Annotated in this window: 12 protein-coding genes and 1 tRNA gene; 5 read left to right on the top strand and 8 right to left on the bottom strand. The window is 58.1% G+C overall.

What is annotated here, in order from left to right; translation table 11 throughout:
- Window positions 1-1,175: 1,175 nt before the first annotated feature.
- From I7X13_RS21285 to I7X13_RS21265, 5 genes are all read right to left on the bottom strand, one after another.
- The gene (locus I7X13_RS21285; RefSeq protein ID WP_198077035.1) at window positions 1,176-2,444 is read right to left on the bottom strand and encodes an adenylosuccinate synthase; all 1,269 of its coding nucleotides are present in this window, start codon (window positions 2,442-2,444) and stop codon (window positions 1,176-1,178) included.
- Between the two features lie 226 nt (window positions 2,445-2,670).
- Window positions 2,671-3,021 carry an STAS domain-containing protein gene (locus I7X13_RS21280; RefSeq protein WP_198068035.1) on the bottom strand — a complete coding sequence of 117 codons (351 nt, stop codon included), beginning with the start codon at window positions 3,019-3,021 and terminating at the stop codon, window positions 2,671-2,673.
- Window positions 3,018-3,491 carry a Fur family transcriptional regulator gene (locus tag I7X13_RS21275; protein WP_394368607.1) on the bottom strand — a complete coding sequence of 158 codons (474 nt, stop codon included), beginning with the start codon at window positions 3,489-3,491 and terminating at the stop codon, window positions 3,018-3,020. The genes I7X13_RS21280 and I7X13_RS21275 overlap by 4 nt, the downstream gene beginning before the upstream one ends.
- A gap of 225 nt (window positions 3,492-3,716) precedes the next feature.
- The gene (locus I7X13_RS21270; RefSeq protein WP_198077034.1) at window positions 3,717-4,049 is read right to left on the bottom strand and encodes a CHY zinc finger protein; all 333 of its coding nucleotides are present in this window, start codon (window positions 4,047-4,049) and stop codon (window positions 3,717-3,719) included.
- Between the two features lies 1 nt (window position 4,050).
- Window positions 4,051-6,249, bottom strand: coding sequence for a RelA/SpoT family protein (locus I7X13_RS21265; protein WP_198077033.1), 2,199 nt, complete (start codon window positions 6,247-6,249; stop codon window positions 4,051-4,053).
- Between the two features lie 138 nt (window positions 6,250-6,387).
- Between I7X13_RS21265 and I7X13_RS21260 the strand changes: the two genes are divergently transcribed.
- The 3 genes from I7X13_RS21260 (at window position 6,388) to I7X13_RS21250 (ending at window position 8,739) form a co-directional block, all read left to right on the top strand.
- Window positions 6,388-6,469: transfer RNA gene (locus I7X13_RS21260), tRNA-Leu, on the top strand.
- An 89-nt stretch (window positions 6,470-6,558) separates the two neighbouring features.
- Window positions 6,559-7,881, top strand: a complete 1,323-nt coding sequence (tig, locus tag I7X13_RS21255) for a trigger factor (protein WP_198077032.1) — start codon at window positions 6,559-6,561, stop codon at window positions 7,879-7,881.
- A 141-nt stretch (window positions 7,882-8,022) separates the two neighbouring features.
- Window positions 8,023-8,739, top strand: coding sequence for a ClpP family protease (locus I7X13_RS21250; protein WP_277881541.1), 717 nt, complete (start codon window positions 8,023-8,025; stop codon window positions 8,737-8,739).
- A gap of 104 nt (window positions 8,740-8,843) precedes the next feature.
- Here I7X13_RS21250 and I7X13_RS21245 read toward each other — a convergent pair whose 3' ends face one another.
- The 3 genes from I7X13_RS21245 to I7X13_RS21995 form a co-directional block, all read right to left on the bottom strand.
- Window positions 8,844-9,008, bottom strand: a complete 165-nt coding sequence (locus I7X13_RS21245; RefSeq protein WP_198077031.1) for a hypothetical protein — start codon at window positions 9,006-9,008, stop codon at window positions 8,844-8,846.
- 241 nt (window positions 9,009-9,249) lie between these two features.
- The gene (locus tag I7X13_RS21240; protein WP_198068031.1) at window positions 9,250-9,924 is read right to left on the bottom strand and encodes a GNAT family N-acetyltransferase; all 675 of its coding nucleotides are present in this window, start codon (window positions 9,922-9,924) and stop codon (window positions 9,250-9,252) included.
- Window positions 9,925-10,273: 349 nt separating this feature from the next.
- Window positions 10,274-14,470: a two-component regulator propeller domain-containing protein gene (locus tag I7X13_RS21995; protein WP_198077030.1), complete on the bottom strand. Its 4,197-nt coding sequence runs from the start codon at window positions 14,468-14,470 to the stop codon at window positions 10,274-10,276.
- Between the two features lie 406 nt (window positions 14,471-14,876).
- Here I7X13_RS21995 and clpX point away from each other — a divergent pair, with 406 nt between their 5' ends.
- Complete coding sequence (gene clpX / locus I7X13_RS21230; RefSeq protein WP_198068029.1) at window positions 14,877-16,100, top strand: ATP-dependent Clp protease ATP-binding subunit ClpX; 1,224 nt, start codon at window positions 14,877-14,879, stop codon at window positions 16,098-16,100.
- Window positions 16,101-16,189: 89 nt separating this feature from the next.
- Window positions 16,190-16,666, top strand: coding sequence for a hypothetical protein (locus I7X13_RS21225; RefSeq protein ID WP_198068028.1), 477 nt, complete (start codon window positions 16,190-16,192; stop codon window positions 16,664-16,666).
- Window positions 16,667-16,739 lie beyond the last annotated feature (73 nt).

The following is a 16,739-nucleotide window of genomic DNA, read 5'->3' as shown; positions in this document are numbered from 1 at the left end:
TCATCCTGAGCCAAGATCAAACTCTCCATTGTAAAATATCTTCTACACCCAGGCGAACCTGGGCTGATGTCGAGTGCTGACCTTGCTCACATATTGACATTATGGTCAAATTCGTTTCGCTTGGTTTGCTTCACTGTGCTTATTCCGAAGAAGAAGCAGCAAGTGAAACACTTACTATTTTGTCTGTTTCCGTCATTCAAAGAACGTGTGATATTTCCATTTGAAATATCAGTGTGGACTGGTGTGTTAGTCCGGCGTTGCTGCTGCTAACCTTTGTTCGTTTTGCGAGTGCAAAGATAGAAAGCTTTTTTCTATTTAGCAAGTTCGTTTCGAAAATTCTTTTGCTTTTCGATTCGTTTTTAAAATCTGCTGCTTTCGATTAAAGCAGCTCTTTTATTTGTAAGTCAGCTTGTTATAGCTCCCTTTTGGATACCTCTGTTCGTTTTGGGAGTGCAAAGGTAATTGTTTTTTTCGACTTTCAAACTTTTCGGCGAAAAAATTTTAGAATCTTTTCGTTTCGATTTTCAAATCTAGCTACTTCCGATTGAACCGGGTTGCAAAGGTACGGCAGCTTTTTTCGCCAGTGCAAGCTATCTAAGAAATAAATCTTAGCGCTTGTGGCTGGTTGCGGATGAAAGATACACTACTCTCCGCAGGAGTTCCGAACCTTTCAATTTGTCGCCTGAGGGAGTGCTCTGGGCTTTTCCGTTGGTCCGTTTGACGTTTCGGGACTGCAAAGGTAGGGGGACTTTTGGGGGCGGCAAGCGGCCTTTTACGAAATAGTTGGTTCAGGGTTGTAAGTAGCTGATTGATGCGGTTAAAAAATTCAGTTTCGTTGCTGGCTGGCTTTCGTTAAGGGGTGGTTGAGGCTGCATAATGCATCACGGTGCATTCACGATGCGAAGCATTACGTTTTGCTTGGCTAGGTTTGTGGCTGCTTTTGAAGGGCGCTATCGCTGGCTGAAGATGCGACGAACCGGTCTGCTTGCCCCCTACCCTATTGTGTGTAAATCTGGATTTGAAGCAATACAGCATCATTCGATGGGGCTGGGTAAGTCGATATTGATGAGTGTGGGGCTTTTTGGCATGCAAAAGCCCCACAACTATCTCCGTCGTGAGGCTGGGGATAGTTGCGGGGCTAATGTAATTGGAGTTTCTTATCCTTTGTGGAGAGGTTAGCGGTGGAGAGTGCTGACGCGGTCAGGGCCCACGCTAACGATGCTGATGGACACCTGAAGCTCGCGTTCGAGGAATTCGAGGTACGCAATTAGGTTAGCGGGGAGTTGGGCGGCGTCGGTGATTTGGGTGAGGTCGGTGTTCCAGCCGGGGAGGGTGACGTATTCGGGGGTGACGGTGGTGAGCTCGCCTGGGTCGGGCAGTTGGGGGGTGCTTTCACCGGTGGCGGTGCGGTAGTGGGTGCAGGCCTGGATTTCGGTGAAGGCATCGAGGACGTCAGCTTTCATGAGGTGGAGTTCGGTGACGCCATTGAGCATAATGGCGTAGCGAAGGGCGGGCAGGTCTATCCAGCCAGTGCGGCGAGGGCGGCCGGTGGTAGAACCGAACTCGCGGCCGGCCTGGCGGATTTGCTCGCCGACTTCGTTGTGGAGCTCGGTGGGGAACGGGCCGCTGCCGACGCGGGTGCAGTATGCTTTGGTGATGCCATACACCTTATCGATGTGGCGGGGGGCGATGCCGAGGCCGGTGCAGGCGCCGGCGGCGATGGTGCTGGACGAGGTGACGTAGGGGTAGGAACCGAAGTCGATATCTAATAGAGAGCCTTGGGCACCTTCGGCGAGGATGCGCTTGCCTTGGGTGAGGAGGTCGTTGAGGAGGTATTCGGTGTCGATGAGTTGGAGGCTGCGCAGGAATTCGACGGCGGAGAAGAAATCGGCTTCGAGGGCTTCGATTTCGAGCTGCTTGTTGTGGTGGGCGGCGATGGCTGCGTGCTGGGCAACGGCTTCTTGGTAGCGCTGCGAGAAATCGGGCAGGAGAATGTGGCTGACGCGCAGGCCGACGCGGCCGATTTTATCGGAATAGGTGGGGCCGATGCCTTTGAGGGTGCTGCCGATTTTAGTGTTGCCGCGGGCTTCTTCGCTGATGCGGTCGAGGGCGCGGTGCGATGGGAGGATGAGCTGGGCTTTCTTGGAGATGTAGAGGTTTTGGGACCAGTCGATGCCGCGGTCGGTGAGCTTTTGGAGCTCCTGGCGGAAGACGATGGGGTCGAGGACGACGCCGTTGCCGACGACGTTGATGATGTGCGGATGGAAAATGCCGCTGGGCACCTGGTGCAGGACGTGCTTGACGCCGTCGAAATACAGGGTGTGGCCGGCGTTGGGGCCGCCCTGGAAGCGGGCGACGGCGTCGTAGGTGGGCGCGAGAACGTCTACGATTTTGCCTTTGCCTTCATCGCCCCATTGGAGGCCTACTAATACATCTACTGGCATGGTGGTTTGGGGTCGCCCTCGCGTTAGGCCTCACACCCAGCCCCCCTCCGATGGAGAGGGGAGCTTGACGGGATGTAAGCTTGGAGGAGGGCTGTTATTATTGTGTTGGTGTTGTAGGTTGAATTGCTGCGTTGACTTTTGCCTAGTGCTATCTTCCGTGATAAAGTCCTTCGCTATGCTTAGGATAACAGATAAGTATAGACCAAACGGGCAAAAAAACGGCCGCCTAATTGGCGGCCGGGGTTAACTGTTGGCGGGCAGTGGCTTCGTCGGGCGAAACGGTGAAGATGTTGTTCAGCTTCGTGATGGCCAGCATCTTCTTAGGATGGTCGGCGGGGTTGATGAGGACCAGTTCGCCGCCGCGACTGCGGAACTTGGTGAGGAGCGAAACAAGGACGCCGATGCCGGTGCTATTGATGTAGCGGATTTCGGAGAGGTCGACGGCGCACTGGTTGAGGTCTTCGCCGAGGTGCGTGTTGACGGATTGCAGGAGTTGGTCGGTGTCGGGGCTGCCGATGAGGTCGCCATTGAGGCGGACGAAGAGGATGCCGTTGTCGACGGTGCTGGTGGTGGTCATGCGTGGGGGTTTCGGGCGGCGGCCTGGGCGCGACAGTCGCCGCAGATACCGTAAAGATTCAAAGAATGGTGCAAGATATGGAAGTTCAGCAGGTCGCCGACCATGGTTTGGATGCCGTGGATGCGGGGGTCGCAGAATTCCACCACTTTATGGCATTCGGTGCAAATGACGTGGTCGTGCTGGCGGTAGCCGTAGCTCTTCTCATACTGGGCGAGGTTGCGGCCGAATTGGTGCTTGCTAACGAGACCTTGCTCGACTAATAAATCGAGGGTATTATAAACGGTGGCGCGGCTTACTTGCAGGCCGCGCTCCTTCATGCCGGCGTAGAGCTCTTCGACATCGAAGTGACCGGAACGGGCGTAAATTTCTTCAAGAATAGCATAGCGCTCACCGGTTTTGCGTAGGCCTTTGTTTTCGAGGTGGGCGGTGAAGAGCTTACGAACTTCATCTAGCTTGTCGGTATTCAGGATTGCTTCGGAGGCCGGGCTGGGCGTGTGTTTGGCAGCGTAGCCGGTTTCGGATGAGCCGCCCGTGCCCTGCCCTGCTTCGGTGTTTAAGTCGGTTCGGGATTTACTCACTTTATATTATAGAGTGTAAGTCGGCGGTACAAAGGTACGGTCGTTCAAACGGAATGCCTCACCCCCCGGCCCCTCTCCGGTGGAGAGGGGGAGCCACGGCGGCGTGGTTATGAAATCCTATTGCTCGAAGTAGAGGTGGTAGTGGTTGGCGCAGCCGGGGTTGAATTTGGCCTGGCAGTGGGGGCAGGTGCTGTCGCAGCTTAGGTAGCTGGCGATGCTGAGAGTTTGGTGGCAATGGCCGCAGTAGATGGCTTTGGTTTGGAATTCGGTTTTCGGCCAGGTTTGGGCGGGGTGACTGGCGACTTCATTATGACACTGGATGCAGGCGTAGAACTCGCCACAGCATTTGTGTTGGATGGCGATGATGTCGCGCTCGGAGTGGTAATGGGCGCATTGGGTGCGCTCGTTCACACGGGTACCGTGGACGGCGATGGGTTCGGTGGGTTTCACTTTACGAATCGAACCGCTCAACCTGCAGTACGCCATCTACTTTTTTGAGGCGCTGGATGAGCTTATTAAGATGGTCAGTATCGTTGACAAAGACCATAATCTGGCCCTCGAAGAACCCATCATCGGCGGTGAGGGCAATGGAGCGCATGTTGACCTTGAGGCTGGTGCTGATGATGCGCGTCACGTCGTTGACGAGGCCCACGCGGTCGGAGCCTTTGAGGCGGACGCCAGCCAAGAAGGCCAGTTCGAGCTGGTCGGTCCACTTGGCGCGCACGATGCGGTTGCCGTAGTTCGACATGAGGTCGACAGCGCGCGGGCAGCTGGTGCGGTGGATGATGAGGCCCTGGTCGGTTTCGAAGCCGAACACGTCGTCGCCGGGAATGGGGTTGCAGCAACGCGCGATGCTGTAGTTGAACTTGTCGGTGTGCTCGCCCACTACCAGCATATCGGGGCGTACGCCGCGAATTTTTTGGACCTCGTTCTCAAAGGTTTTGGGCTCAAGAACGGCAGGCAAAGGCTTTTCGGAGGTGAAGAGCGACTCGCGGATGGCGCGGCCATCAATCTGCCCCACGGCCAAGCGATAATAGAATTCCTGGGCGCTAGGGGCGTTAAAATAGGCCAGCAGGCGATTGAAATTATCCTGAGTGAAGGGCACACCAATGAGTTCCAGCCGTTTTTCGAGCAGGAAGCGGCCGTCTTCGGCTTTGGCACGCTTGTCATCGCGCAGGAAATCCTTGATTTTCGAGCGGGCCTTGGTGGTGATGACGTAGTTGAGCCACTCCGGCGTAGGGCGCTGCTTGTGCGAGGTCAGGATTTCGACCTGGTCGCCGTTGTGCAACTGATAGCTCAGCGGCTCCAGCTTCTGGTTCACCTTGGCGCCGAGGCAGTGGATGCCGATTTGCGAGTGGATATCGAAGGCGAAATCCAGTGCTGTGGCCTTATCGGGCAGAATCACCAGCTTGCCCTTGGGCGTAAAAGCATACACCTCCTTCACGAATAGGTTCTGGCGGAATTCGTCCATGAACTCCAAGGCGCTGGAGTTGTTAGATTCCAGCATCTCGCGCACCTTGTTCACCCATCCTTCGAGCGAGCTTTCGGGCTGAATGCTGCCGGTGTCCTTGTATTTCCAGTGTGCAGCATAGCCTTTCTCGGCGATGTCGTCCATGCGGCGCGAGCGGATTTGCACCTCCACCCACTGGCCGGCGCGCGACATGACGGTGGTGTGCAAGCTCTCGTACCCGTTGGCTTTGGGCGTGCTAACCCAGTCGCGCAAGCGGTCGGGGTTGGGCTGGTAGAAGTCCGTGACAATAGAATATACCTGCCAGCAAGCAGCTTTTTCCTGCTCCGGCGGCACGTCCAGAATCACGCGAATGGCAAACAGGTCATACACCTCATCGAAGGTGATGTTCTGCTTCTTAATCTTTTTGAGAATGGAATAGATGCTCTTAGGCCGGCCTTTTATCTCATAGTCGAAGCCCTGAGCATTCAGTTCCTCGTCAATGGGCTGCACAAACTCCTTGATGAAGCGGTTGCGCGCCGCCTGGCTCTGGCGCACCTTAGCCTTAAGCTCCGTGTACGTCTCCGTATCGGTGAATTTGAGGTACAAATCCTCCAGCTCACTCTTTATAGTATAGAGGCCAAGGCGGTGGGCTAGCGGCGCGTACAGATACAGCGTTTCCGAGGCAATTTTCAGCTGCTTGTGGCGCGGCATCGAGTCAAGCGTCCGCATGTTGTGCAGACGGTCGGCAATTTTGATGAGAATCACGCGCACATCCTCGCTCAGCGTGAGCAGCATTTTGCGGAAGTTCTCAGCCTGCTCGCTGGTACCGTATTCAAACACCCCCGAAATCTTGGTCAGGCCATCGATGATGCGGGCCACTTTGGTACCAAACTCGCGCTCAATGTCCGAAATTTCGGTCGGCGTATCTTCCACCACATCATGCAGCAGCGCTGCCACAATGCTGGTTGTGCCCAACCCGATTTCCTCCACTGCAATCTGCGCCACTGCCAAGGGATGCAGAATATACGGCTCGCCCGACTTACGGCGCATCTCCTTATGCGCCTCCAGGCTCTGATTAAAGGCTTTTTTAATCAACTTGGGGTCACCGTCTTTTAAGTACGGCTTGGCAGTGCGCAGCAGGCGGCGGTAGTGGCGCAGGATTTCCTGGCGCTCGGCTTCGGGAGAGATTACGGGAGGCATAATGGGTAAAGTAACAACGCCGGGGCGGAAAAGGTGGCCCCGCTAACCCTTCGATACGAGTTATACATAGACTTTGCACACAATGGTTTTCCCGAGTACCTTTGCGGCCCGTAGCAAACGGCTGCGGCGCCCCATATTGCGGATATGGCGAAATTGGTAGACGTGCCAGACTTAGGATCTGGTGCCGCAAGGCGTGTGGGTTCGAGTCCCTCTATCCGCACTTTTATTTGATGCAGGCCTTCAGTCGTATAGGCTGGGGGCTTTTTTTTCAACCTTTCAATCGGGCCGGTAACCACTGGCTTCCCTGTTTTGAACATTACCCTCGACAAGAACGACGAGCAGCTGACCGGGCTGCTGACGGTACACCTGACCGAAGCCGACTACGCCCCCGCCGTCGAAAAGCAGATTAAAGAATACACCAAGCGTGCCCAGGTGAAGGGTTTCCGTCCTGGCATGGTGCCCGTGGGCATGGTGCGCAAGATGTACGGCAAGGGCATCATGGGCGAAGAGCTCAACAAAGTGCTGGGCCAGGCCGTGGATTCTTATATTAAGGACAACAACATCAAGCTGCTGGGCGAGCCCCTGCCCCTGCCGAGCTCCGTTGATTTTGATGCTGCCAAGGAGTTTGATTTTCAATTTGAGTTGGGCTTGCTGCCCGACTTCGAGCTGCCCGCCGACCTGGCCGTGGAGCGTCATCAGGTAAGCCTCGACGACGACACGCTGGCTCAGACGAACGAGCAAATTGCCCGTCAGTACGGCGAGACGACCAACCCCGACGAGTCGGAAGCGGGCGACTACCTCTTCGGCAAGCTGAAGAAGGCCGGTGAAGAAGGCGAAGGCCGCACCATCCTGTTGCCCATTGCCAAGGTGACCGGCGACCAGGCCCAGTTTATCGGCAAGAAAGCTGGTGATGTGGTGACGTTTGACCTGCAAGCTGCTTTCAGCAATGACGCGGCTTCGATTTCGAACTTTACCGGCCTGAGCAAAGCCGAAGCTGCCGAGGCAACCGGCAACTACGAGCTGAGCGTGGAGAAAGTGAACCGCACGGCTGCCCCGGAAATGAACCAGGAGCTGTTCGACAAAGTGTTTGGCCCCGAGGCTGTGGCTTCGCAGGAAGAGTTCGATGCCAAAGTGCGCGAAACCATCCAGCAGAACTACGACCGCGAGAGCGAAGGCGCGATGAACAACAGCATCGTGGAGCAGCTGGTGAACAAAACCGAAATCAAGGTGCCCACGGAGTTCTTCAAGAAATGGCTGGTGCGCGCCAACGAAGGCAAACTGACGCCCGAGAAAGTTGAGGAGCACTACTCCGACTACGAGAAAGAGCTGAAGTGGAGCATGATTCGCAACAAGGTGGTGGAAGAAGCCGGCCTGAAGGTGAGCAACGACGAAATTGTAGACCGCACGCTCGACAAAATCATGGGCCAGTTCAGCATGCCGAATATGCCCGACGAGATGCGCGAATCGATGCGCCAGTACGCCAACGAATACCTCAAGCAGGAGAACGGCAAGAACTACGTGAACGAGTACGAGGCCATTCTGGCAGAGAAAGTGCTCGAAAACCTGCGCGGCAAAGTTGTTGTTACGGACAAGCCCGTAACGGCCGAAGAATTCCGGAACCTGCACAGCTAACCCCTGCGCAACCCGATTTTTGGAAAAGCCCTTACGGAAACGTAGGGGCTTTTTTGTTGGGTTTCCAGCAACATTCGCTTTCTTCGTCCGTCTTACTAACCTCACCCGTGCGAGCGCAGGCCCGCACCCCATTTTTCTCCAATGAATCCATTACTGAATAGACAAGAATTCCGCAAGTTTGCCGTGAAAGGCCAGGGACTGAGCGGCCTGGGCGTTGACCAGTACCTGAACCACATGGAAGGCCAGGTGCGCAACGGCATGATGTTGCCCACCAACATGACCCGCTCGGTGATTGAAGAACGTCCGCAGAACTTCCGCGAAATCGACGTATTCTCGCGCCTTATCATGGACCGCATCGTGTTTCTGGGCACGGCCGTGGACGACTACATCGCCAACATCCTGACGGCGCAGATGCTGTTCTTGGAGTCGGCCGATGCCAAGAAAGACATTCTGCTGTACATCAACTCGCCCGGCGGCTCGGTGTATGCCGGCCTCGGCATTTACGACACGATGCAGTACGTGAACCCCGACGTGGCTACCATCTGCACGGGTCTGGCCGCTTCGATGGGCGCGGTGCTACTGGCCGGTGGGGCCGCTAACAAGCGTTCGGCCCTCCCCCACGCCCGCGTGATGATTCACCAGCCTTCGGGCGGGGCACAGGGTCAGTCGTCGGACATCGAGATTACGGCTCGTGAAATTTTGAAACTGAAGAAGGAGCTGTATGACATTCTGGCGCAGCACACCGGCAAAACCTACCAGGAAATCCACGACAACTCGGACCGCGACTACTGGATGCGTGCCGATGAAGCCAAGGAGTACGGCCTGATTGACGAAGTGCTAGAGAAGAAGAAAGCATAATCTCGGATTCAGTCAGACTTGATTGACTGCACTGATTTTATAGGCGATTTTGTCAATAAAAAAGCCCCTGCTAAACCAGCAGGGGCTTTTTTATTGACAGGTTTTCAGGCGCTGATAACAGCTAGCCTGAGCCGGATGGGAGCCGCGTAGTGGCCAGCCGGTCGCGAGGGCTGGAGCGGCGTAGCGGTGAAAACCCACCCCGTGCCCCAGGCCGGCGTGACAGTAGAAGCTAGAAATACTAATTGCAGATGTTGGGCTTGTGGTTCCATAAGAGAGAGTGTGTGAAGAAAGCGTGGCTTGCGCCATGAGTTATTTTACCTGGCTAGCCCTGGCGAAGCGGTTGCCGGTTGGGCAGCGCGGCTCGAAAGCAAGTCACTTGTATCGGGATACAATCAGGATGTGGGAACTCGTTTCGGTGGGTAAGGACGGGCAAATAGTGGCAGCACGAGGATGAAACAGTCAATTGGCATGTGGAGTAAGGGCAATTGACTGGCAGGCCGAGGTCGGTATTCAGGCATGGCCTTCGCGCAGGAGGCCCCAGTTAACGGGCGCTTCGGCGTCGTGACCGGCAGAGCATTGGCCCGTAGTCTGGAAACCCAGCCGCTGAAAAAATAGCAGGACTTCGGACCGCTGGGCATCGAGGTAACACGGCGCATGAGTAGCCTGCATGGCGGCCAGCGTGGCCTGCATTAGGCGGCGCCCCAAACCGTGGCCACGGTGAGCCGGATGCACGGCCAGTGCCAGCAAGTAGTAGTGGCTAGTGGCAGTGAGGCTCTGGCGGCGCAGCCACGCCGAGGCCACTAGAAAGTGCCGTAGCCGCTGAAACCCGGCCCAGTCGAGCCGCCACAGGGCAGCGGGCAACAGGCCCATGCGCAGCAGCCGCCGCAGCGTAACAGCCGGATGGCTGGGCCCGAGCCACACGGCAATGGCGCTGGCATCGGCATTGGTGTACACCCGGCCGTAGCGCAGGCCGAAGCGTAGCAACTGCTCCAGCAGCCATATTTTCTGGCTTTTGGCATCGGGGCCGGTGCAGCAGTATTTCAATACGGGGTGGTCGGCGCAGGCAGCTTCGAGCAAGGCTGCGGCCCACACCATATCGGCAGGCTCAAGGCGGCGGGCGGGCAGGGTCGTGACGGGGTATATTGACGCAGCGGCAATGGACGGACGTGGCGGGGAGACGAGCATGAGTTTTTCCGGGATAATCTCAAGAATAATTGCCGCGTAATTACCCTTGAGTGAGGGTAGGATGCGACGGTAAGCCAGGCTCGGCTACGCGCATGTAGACGAGCGCACCAAGAAGTGAGTAGTATTTTTTCATGGGGAAGTATTAATCACCAACCAGGCGGTGGCTGGTACGGTCAAAGCACGTTATTCCCTCATTAGATGCGTTGCGCAGATGTTGCAAATGCGTTGGCCAACGTTGCAACACATGCATAAACGTTGCAGAAAACGCCTATTTCATAAAACAGGCCTGGAACTATGCTATCCCAACTGCCCACGCAGCAGCCATACCCACTGTTTACAAGCCGAGAATCTATTGGATTTTATCAACAACAATTCCCGCTTTGGCAACGCCTTCCCCTACTCCTGCTCCCTGCCGGGCTACCGCACTGGGGGGCATGCCAAACTGCCGCGAGAAGGCCGTGGAAAAGGCGGCCGGGCTGCCAAACCCCACCTGGTACGCCACTTCAGCTACCGTGCCTACCTGCGCCTGTAGGAGCACCAGCGCCCGGTTCAGTCGCGTGGTGCGGAGTCTCTCGCCCGGCGACTGCCCGGTGAGGGCCTTGAGCTTGCGGTGGACTTGAGTGCGGCTCAGTCCGATGTCGGCCCCGAGCTCGTCGACACCGAAAGATTCATCGGCCAGGTGGCGCAGCATCGACTCGCTCACTCGTCGTAAGAAATCTTGGTCGAGGGAAAGCTGGCCGGCAGCGGCGGCGGCATGCGCCGCCGCTTGCTCGGGCTCCAGGCTGGCCAGGGGGGCGGTGATAGGCATCGCCGGGGCCACGGCGGCAAAATGTGCCTGCACCTGCCGGCGCAGCGCCAGCAGGTTGCGCACCTGCGCCCGCAGCTCGCGCGGGTTGAAGGGCTTGGCCAGGAAACTATCGGCACCGGTTTCTAGGCCTTCGAGTTTGGCATCGGGGCCGGATTTGGCCGTGAGCAGCACCACCGGAATGTGGCTGGTGGCCACGTCGGCCTTCAATTGGGCGCATACCTGGTAGCCGTCCAGGCCGGGCATCATCACGTCGCTTACAACGAGGTCGGGCACTTCGGCTCGGGCCAGGGCCAGGCCGGCATCGCCGGTGGTGGCCAGCAGGAGGCGGTAGCCGGCCGGGGCCAGCGTCGTGCGGATGAATTCGCGCACTTCGTCATTGTCTTCAATAATAAGCACAAGGTCGCGCTCAGAAGCACTTTGAGCTGATATATCAAAACCCTGTTTATCAAAAATATGCGAAGACGGCTCCTCTGGGTAAGCGGGACCCTGCGTGGTTGCTCCGGCAATGGGAGGCAGCGCTTCATGGACCGATTCGATGGGCAGGCCGTGCGGCAGTTGCACGGTGAAAGTGGAGCCAACTCCTGGCTGGCTGGCAACGGCCACCGTGCCCCCGTGCAGCACGGTGAGCTCGCGCACCAGCGCCAGGCCAATGCCGGTACCGGTAGGCCGGGCCTCGCTGCCGGGGCTGCGGGCCTGAAAGAAACGGTCGAACAAATAGGGTAAGTCTTCGGCGGCGATGCCCGGGCCGGTATCCTGCACGGCAATGCTGACAATGCCGTTGGGGGCGGCAGCCGTGGCTGGTACTTCGGTTACCGTTACGGTTACGAGGCCATTGGCTGGGGTGAAATGCAAAGCATTGGCCACCAGATTGGTAAGAATTTCATCCAGCTTGCCCGCGTCAAAAACCAACGGTACGGGCTGCGCGGGCACCTGGCATTCCAGAACAATATGCCGGCTGTCGGCCAGCACGGCAAAGGATGAAACCAGCTGACGCACGGCCATCGCCACATCGCCCGGAGCAAGCGCCAGATGCAGGGCGCCGGCTTCGAGCTTGCTTAAATCGAGCAGCTGATTGATGAGGGTGAGCAGCTTGCGGGCATTGCGCAGCACCAGGCCCCCCTGGCGGCGCACGGCCGGGTCGGCCGGGTCGGTGGCCAGCACTTCGGCCGGCCCCAAAATGAGGGTGAGCGGGGTGCGAAACTCGTGGCTGACATTGGTAAAAAAGTCGGTTTTCACGCGGTCCAACTCCTGGAGATGTTGCAGGGCCTGGCGCTCTAGCTGGCGGTCGGCACGCTCCCGTTCCCTGTCGCGGGTGTAGGCGCGCACCCCGTACATTATGCAGGCAAATCCGCTGGTATATAGCAGATAGGCCCACCAGGTACGCCACCACGGCGGCTGCACACTGAAGGCAAACACGGCTGGCTGCGGGCTCCACAAACCATCTTCGTTGGCAGCCCGCACCTCAAACTGGTAGTCGCCGGGCGGTAGGTTGGTATAGGTAGCCGAGCGCGCCGCCGATGGGCCATTCCACGGTTGCTCGAAACCTGCCAGGCGGTACTGGTAGCGCACTCGGCCGGGCGTGGTGAGGCTGGTGGCGCCGTAGTCGAAAGTAAGGTAATTGAGGCGGTGTGGCAGGCGGGCGTTGGGCAGCAGCACCGTGTCGTGCATAAACAAGCGGAAGCCCGTGAGTTGGGGGCGCGGCGGCACGCGGTTGGGGTGCGCCCCGGCGGGCGTGTAGCGCATCAGGCCGGCCACGGTGCCGGCCCATAGCACACCGTTGGGCTCGGCCAGCACGGCATTGATGCCGGTTTCCTGGCCAATGAAGCCTTCTTCGCGGCCAAAGAAATCCTGGCGGCCGGTGGCGGGCGTGTAGCGCAACAGGCCCCGGGTGGTGCCCAGCCAAACGGCCCCGCCAGCATCGCATTGCACAAAGTAAGGGTTGTTGACGTGAGCACCGGGAATATCCTGCAAAGGCACCCGGCGCAGCCCAGCAATGGGGTGCGCCGGGTCGTAGCAAAACATACCTTCGCCGAAACTACTGAGCCACAGCTGCCCGTGGCCGTCTTCGCTCATCGAAAAAATACTGAGGGGCTCGGCCCTGGCCGGCCGGGGGGCCACGGCGCGAAAGCGCAGGCCGGGCAGCGCGCCCGGACTGGCTGGGGTGGTTTCCTGCGCTTCGAGCAAGCCGGAATTTTCAGTGCCCAGCCAGATGGTGCCGGTGTGGCTGCGCAACAGCTTCATCACGCGCCGCGCCCCGGCCAGGGTGGGCCCCACGTATTGCTGGTGCTGCGCCGTGGCGGGGTCATATACTATCAGGCCCTGGGTTTCGGTGGCCAGCCAGATGCGGCCGTGCCGGTCTTCGGCCAGACTGGCCACGGTGGCGTCGCTCAGCTCCGGAATTTGGTCATTCAGCGAAAACCAGCGGGCTTGCCGGGGCTTCCAGATAGCGGTGCCGCCTTTAGTAGCGCCGGCCCATACGTCGCCGTTGGCCCGCTCCAGCACGGCCCGGATGATATTATACGTATCGGGCTCGCGCTGGGGCAATACCTGGCAGCGAGTGGCCGGAAACGGCCCGGGATGCAGCAGCGCCAAGCCATTGTTGGTCCCCACCCAATAGTCGCCGCTAGCTCCCCTGGCCCGGGCCAGGGCGTACACTTTGGCCCCGGGCAGCCCATCGGTGGTGCCGAACAAAGCAAAGCGGGCATCGGGCGGGTACTGGGTCAGGCCGTTGGCGGAGGTGGCCCAGAGGTTGCCTTCGCGGTCGCGCAGCAGGTCGCCCCGGCGGTAGCTGTGGCTCACCAGGCCAGTGCCCGGCAGGCAGCGGGCCACCGGGGCCGTGGCCCTTTCCAGATAACTGAGGCCCTGGCCCGTGAGCACCCACACCCGTCCGGCCGAACCTGGCTCGGCCACGATTCGCAGTACTTTATCAGAACACAAACCCTGAACGATGGTGTATTGGCGCACGCCACCGCCAGCGGCGGGAGTATCGAGCACAAACAGACCGGCGCGCTCGGTGCCCACCCACAGGCGGCCGTCGGGCGCGGCATTCAGCCCCAGTACCGGCCCGGTGGTGAGAGCCGCCGCCAGCGGTTCAGGCAACGCCCGAGGCTGGCCGGTGTCTTCGTCTACCAGCAGCAGCCCCTGGTCGGTAGCAACCCAAAGGGCCCCGGCCGGCCCCAGCGCAAGGGCATTGATGGCCGGCGGCTGCCCGCCCGGGCCAATAGGTAGTGGCACCTGCTGCACCAGCGGTGCCGCGGGCCAGGCGCCCCGATTCTGCCCCTGGGGCCAGCGCAGGCAATATAAATCGCCGCCACCGGTGCCCACCCACACCCGCCGGGCACCGGTGTTGCGAGCCAGGATGGCTCGCACATCGGTAGGGTATCCCAGGACGCGGGGCGTCACGCGCTGCACGCGCTCGGAGGTGGGGTTGAAATAGCAAAGAGAGCCGTCGCGCAGACCCATCCACAGGCCAGACGCCGGGCCGGGGTCGGCCGCCAAGGCCGTTACCCGCGTGTTGGGCAGGCCCGATTGGGTGGTGAGCGAATGGAAAGCGTGGCCATCGTACCAGGCCGCCCCAACCTCCGATACCAGCCACAGCCGGCCCAGGCCATCCTGCGCCAGGGCGCTAACGCTGGTTTCGGGTAGTCCCTCGGCTAGGCTGAAGCTGCGCGAAGGCAGGGTCTGGCCCACGGCAACTAAGCTGAGCAGTACGGCCAGGCAATTCAGCGCGGACCTCACCAGCCACCGAAAACGAGTGTACTCAAACCCCATATTATCACCTTTTAATTCAGGAATTCAAATATGGTAGACTGCCAAATATATAGACGAATTTTGGAATTGTACTAACGGTAATCTGCAGCCATGAGCAGATGCACGGCTAGTTTGTCCGAAGCAACCATTAGCCCGCGCAGCGAGTCGTTTAATTCTCGTACCAAAGCTCGTGCAGTAGTTGCCTGCCCTTGCCAAAGGCAGTTTAAGGGCAGCAGCTTTTGGTGTCCAATGGGCCCGATTTCGGGATTGATGCGCAACGGGCCCGTACGAAGGCGATGGCACCATTTTTCTACCCGCCGACGTTGGGCATGTCGTATCTTTGAGTCCGTTTGTTCTAAAACTTGCTCTTCCACCCTACTCTATTCCTCCCTCCGTGGCCGAAATATCCTGTTCCTTTTGCAATAAGAGCAAGCGCGAAGTCGCCGTCATGATTTCGGGTATCAATGCCCACATTTGCGAAAAATGCGTGGGCCAAGCCCAGCACATCCTCGATGAAGAGGCCAAAGCCCAGGACGCCAGCAAGCAGCCCAAGTTTAACCTCATCAAGCCCAAAGCCATCAAGGAGCACCTCGACCAGTACGTGGTGGGCCAGGATGAGGCCAAACGGGTGATGGCCGTGGCCGTGTACAACCACTACAAGCGCTTGATGCAGAAGCCCCAGGACGACGAAGTGCAGATTGAAAAGTCGAACATCATCATGGTGGGCGAAACCGGCACCGGCAAAACCTTTCTGGCCCGCATGCTGGCCAAAATCCTGCAAGTGCCCTTCTGCATTGCCGACGCCACGGTGCTGACGGAGGCCGGTTATGTGGGCGAAGACGTGGAAAGCATTCTCACCCGCCTTCTGCAAGCGGCTGATTATAACCTCGAAGCGGCCGAGCGCGGCATCGTCTACATCGACGAAATCGACAAAATTGCCCGCAAAAGCGACAACCCCAGCATCACGCGCGACGTGAGCGGCGAGGGCGTGCAGCAGGCCCTGCTGAAGCTGCTGGAAGGTACCAACATCAACGTGCCGCCGCAGGGCGGCCGCAAGCACCCCGAGCAAAAGATGATTTCGGTGAACACCGAGAACATTCTCTTCATCTGCGGCGGCGCATTCTCGGGCCTCGACCGCATCATCAAGAGCCGCCTGAATACCAAGCCGATGGGCTTCGCCAAGACGAACCTCGATGAACAGGTGGATACGAAAAACTTCCTGCGCTACGTGTCGGCCCAGGACATCAAGAGCTTCGGCCTGATTCCTGAACTGATTGGCCGCCTGCCGGTGCTCACCCACCTCAACCCGCTGGACCGCACCACCCTGCGCATGATTCTGACCGAGCCCAAGAACTCGCTTGTGCGTCAGTACAAGCGCCTATTCGGCATGGAAAACATCGAGCTCAGCTTCACGGATGACGCGCTGGAATACATCGTGGAAAAGGCCGACGAGTACCGCCTCGGCGCGCGCGGCCTGCGCTCCATCTGCGAGAGCATCATGACCGATGCCATGTTCGAAATGCCTTCGGAAGAAGGCTCCGACGCATTGCAAATCAACCTGAGCTATTGCCGCAGCAAGTTCGAGAAATCTCCACTGCGGCACATGCGGGCAGCGTAAGGATTCCAACTGGCGCGTTTGCAGACAATGGGAAGTTCGGTTTGCGCCGGGCTTCCCATTTTTGTTGTTTCACTTATTGTGCCAGTGACATGGATTTCTTTTCATTTCTGTTTCGTCGGCCCGTTGTTCTTGAAGACGACTTTTTTGGTCGCCTCGTTTTGGATGGTATCGGTCAAGCTGGCTCGTCCTGCTGTTTTTATGCCGCAAAGGTTATGTTCCAACCTACGGGCACTACAATTGAGTGCATGATTGACACTGCTGATGCTACCGGACCGTCACGAACACAACAAGCTTTTTTTCAGCAATTTGAACAAATATACGCAAGCATATTACCAGAGATTGTACGGGTTATTGAAAACGATTCTCGGCTTCTAGCAGCAGGTTCTCCTTTTGTAAATTTCACTTCAACCCACCGCCTAGCCGGCATTACAATCCCTGAACGAGCTAGTTCGGCAGTCAGCTGGGAAATCTGGTTCGAACCAATAGATACCAGCCAGTGGGGATACAGCGTGTCAGTTGATATGATTGGCGATGTTCCGCAAGCAGGCATTGGCATCTCTGCTTAGGCTTTAGGCCTAAAAAAAGGCCCGCCAATTGGCGGGCCTTTTTCTTTCACGATTGGAAATTATCCAATCAAAT

The sequence above is a fragment of the Hymenobacter negativus genome, from assembly GCF_016056375.1.
GTDB classification, from domain to species: Bacteria; Bacteroidota; Bacteroidia; order Cytophagales; family Hymenobacteraceae; genus Hymenobacter; species Hymenobacter negativus_A.
The sequence above is the reverse complement of the archived record's forward strand: the minus strand, read 5'-3'. Positions and strand labels throughout refer to the sequence as shown.

Excerpts from the sequence above, each read along its gene's own strand:
- I7X13_RS21285 (WP_198077035.1), bottom strand. The coding sequence starts at position 2,444 with ATGCCAGTAGATGTATTAGTAGGCCTCCAATGGGGCGATGAAGGCAAA.
- I7X13_RS21280 (WP_198068035.1), bottom strand. The coding sequence starts at position 3,021 with ATGACCACCACCAGCACCGTCGACAACGGCATCCTCTTCGTCCGCCTC.
- I7X13_RS21265 (WP_198077033.1), bottom strand. The coding sequence starts at position 6,249 with ATGCCTCCCGTAATCTCTCCCGAAGCCGAGCGCCAGGAAATCCTGCGC.
- I7X13_RS21250 (WP_277881541.1), top strand. The coding sequence starts at position 8,023 with ATGAATCCATTACTGAATAGACAAGAATTCCGCAAGTTTGCCGTGAAA.
- I7X13_RS21245 (WP_198077031.1), bottom strand. The coding sequence starts at position 9,008 with ATGGAACCACAAGCCCAACATCTGCAATTAGTATTTCTAGCTTCTACT.
- I7X13_RS21240 (WP_198068031.1), bottom strand. The coding sequence starts at position 9,924 with ATGCTCGTCTCCCCGCCACGTCCGTCCATTGCCGCTGCGTCAATATAC.
- I7X13_RS21225 (WP_198068028.1), top strand. The coding sequence starts at position 16,190 with ATGGATTTCTTTTCATTTCTGTTTCGTCGGCCCGTTGTTCTTGAAGAC.